Origin of the sequence: Aneurinibacillus aneurinilyticus ATCC 12856, from assembly GCF_000466385.1 — a bacterium.
Lineage (GTDB): Bacteria > Bacillota > Bacilli > Aneurinibacillales > Aneurinibacillaceae > Aneurinibacillus > Aneurinibacillus aneurinilyticus.
This window is the reverse complement of record NZ_KE952813.1, coordinates 1-2,505: the sequence shown is the minus strand read 5'-3', so window position 1 is coordinate 2,505 and position 2,505 is coordinate 1. Positions and strand designations below refer to the sequence as shown.

Below are 2,505 nucleotides of genomic sequence, written 5' to 3'. Positions count from 1 at the left end.
GCGATCTACTCTGGATTATACTGGATAATCAACATCCTTGATGCCGCCTATATCATTAATTTTGTGGAGATTTATTTTTTCAGTATGCTCTTCACCATTAGAAACTGACCATTTTACAATAGCATATGTTTTTTCGACAATATCTCGATCAAAATGGCTTTTTTCATCAAGTGTAATATTTTGAGTTAAGTCTGCATCTTTTAAGTCTTGTGGAAAGTCAATTGTATCGGCGGTTATTGATTTTCTATATACAACTTTTTCATTGCCCAGACGAAATTCGATTGAGAAAAAATTGATAGCAGTATTCTGTTTAAGTTTTTCTTGACCAATATAATAAATTTTTCCATTGCCAAATTCTGATTGAGTATCTGTTATTTTACTAACATAATTTTCTATTCTCCAATGTTCACTTTCTCCAGACATTTTTATGGTAAAAGCATCTTCTGTCTGCTTTTCACTTTTTGTACAGGCAGTTAAAAATAAGAGCAATATAATGAGGATAGCGAGAAATTTAGTTGTTTTCATAATCTTCCTCCTTAACTTAAAATGCTTAATTCAAATTCTAACTTTTATTTTACAATACGCTCTACAAAAAGAAACTATTACTATATTTGATCAAAAGTGTACATAAAATCTACCACAAAGAAAGAGCCGAAAGTTCCCTTATGTAGCTTGAGCTATATAGGGTCAATTTAAGTTTTCGATATATCAAAGCAAGAAGTTCTCTTCAATACTTTCTCTGGACATTGTCTCATAAACTCTAAAGACAAATCTACCAGTTCTTGAATGGTAGCAACACAGTGACGCAAAGATGCATTTTTTCGCTCTGTTCATATTTAACTACTGTTTCTAGTGTCCAACTGTGATGATTCGTGATTTGTAATCTTTTCATATCAATATGCTACCCTTGATTACCTTCTTAGGAACAATATTAACAAATTTGACTATCCCTGCAGGATGAATGGCTAAGTCAAACTTATATAATTTGGGGTAAAATTAAGTGATGCTCTTGCTTTCGTTCTCTAGTAAATGAATTTAATCTAATACTTATGTAGGGAAACTGTATATGATGTTAGTATAGTTTCGCGGACACATCTTAGTTAAGTGCTACAATAATTACTAGGAGGATGTGTCCAATGGAAAATAAAAATACAGGCAAAAAATTTAATGAGGATTTTAAAAGAACAGTTGTTGATCTATATCATGCTGGTAGCTCTGCCAGGTTGATTCCTGATCGGTTGGTTGATAACGAATTTTAAAAAGGATAATGCGGGGGGGGCTTTGGCATAGAGAAAAATCATGATTGTAGATAGGGAATGGATAAAAGGCTCAAAAGCTGAAAGCTTTTGAACCTTAACTTGATGGCTATGGGGACAGCTCCTACTTAGGAAAATTAAATTTGATATGCAGCGTAGCAGAATCCCACTTGCTTTGATGCAACTCCTGTTCCAGTTTTTGCACCAAAAAGATATACATCAAATTCAAATCTGTCAAAATCATCATAAGCTACTATTTGGTAGTTTTTACCGTTTGTGTTTACAGTATATTGAGCTGTTTTAGATTTTTTTTCAGTAACATCAAAACCGACTGAAGCAGTTACAACTTCGGCACTAACTGAAGTGTTACTAGAAAATGAATTAGATACCTCTACTGTTTGGCTTAAAACCAAATTCCCATCTATATTACCTGTACCCGAAACCCTAGCCTTTGGTTGCACACCGCAGCTACTACTTTGTCTTGTTACTTTAATAGAATAGCCAAGGGCTTTAGCAGTAAGATCTTCATCAATTTTTTGCTGATTATGCGCTGCCCCGTTATCAGAAGGTCTAATGCGTACAATGTGATCAAGTTTGGCATTTGGTGTAGGTTTTTCCCATCCCATTTCTTTTATAAATTCTTCTGGGTCTTCAGGTTTAATAATTTCTATTATGGGTTCCGAAGGCTCTTTGGCGTTTGCATAACTAAGGTTTGATTGAATTGCTAATGTAAAGAGGGCCAAAACTAGGGAAGCTACAACTAATCTGATCTTTTTCATTTAATAACTCCTCCTTTTTGTTTTTACATTTAAAACATTAACATATATTCACAAATAAGTAAATATTTTATAAATACAACTTAGTGAAACGACATACTCTTAATTATAGAAAGTAATAAAAGAAGGAGAAAATCAGAGGATGGAAAAAGACACACTAGCCCTTTTTTTGCCGAAGCGTAGGGCGCATTCAACCTCTCTTATTTCAGGTTCTCCTATTTCCGAAATATAAAGTGTAACTCTCTCTATAAAGTCTGTATATCATCGTATGTATAGAAAGGAGATAGTAAAATACTGGAGAAATTTAAACAGATAGTGGAAGACAAGTTTACTGAATAAAAAGAGTACGGTTTCTTTTTTTGTTATTTTACCATGCCTGTTGATGATCCATAAGGTGGAAGAAAGAAGGTGCACGCCGTACGCGTCACTCTTTTCTATCCACCTATGGATACCAAGGGTGTTGATTGTTCAAA

General features: G+C 33.8%; 3 protein-coding genes. 1 reads left to right on the top strand and 2 read right to left on the bottom strand.

Translation table 11 applies throughout. The features are described 5' to 3' along the window. Positions 1 to 15 precede the first annotated feature (15 nt). On the bottom strand, positions 16 to 525 hold the full coding sequence (locus HMPREF0083_RS14785; RefSeq protein WP_021622309.1) for a hypothetical protein: 510 nt from the start codon (positions 523 to 525) through the stop codon (positions 16 to 18). A gap of 611 nt (positions 526 to 1,136) precedes the next feature. On the opposite strand from HMPREF0083_RS14785, the gene HMPREF0083_RS29785 reads away from it, so the two are divergent. Continuing rightward, positions 1,137 to 1,259, top strand: a complete 123-nt coding sequence (locus HMPREF0083_RS29785; protein ID WP_021622308.1) for a hypothetical protein — start codon at positions 1,137 to 1,139, stop codon at positions 1,257 to 1,259. A gap of 134 nt (positions 1,260 to 1,393) precedes the next feature. Here HMPREF0083_RS29785 and HMPREF0083_RS14780 read toward each other — a convergent pair whose 3' ends face one another. Beyond that, positions 1,394 to 2,035, bottom strand: a complete 642-nt coding sequence (locus HMPREF0083_RS14780; RefSeq protein WP_021622307.1) for a hypothetical protein — start codon at positions 2,033 to 2,035, stop codon at positions 1,394 to 1,396. Between the last annotated feature and the right edge of the window lie 470 nt (positions 2,036 to 2,505).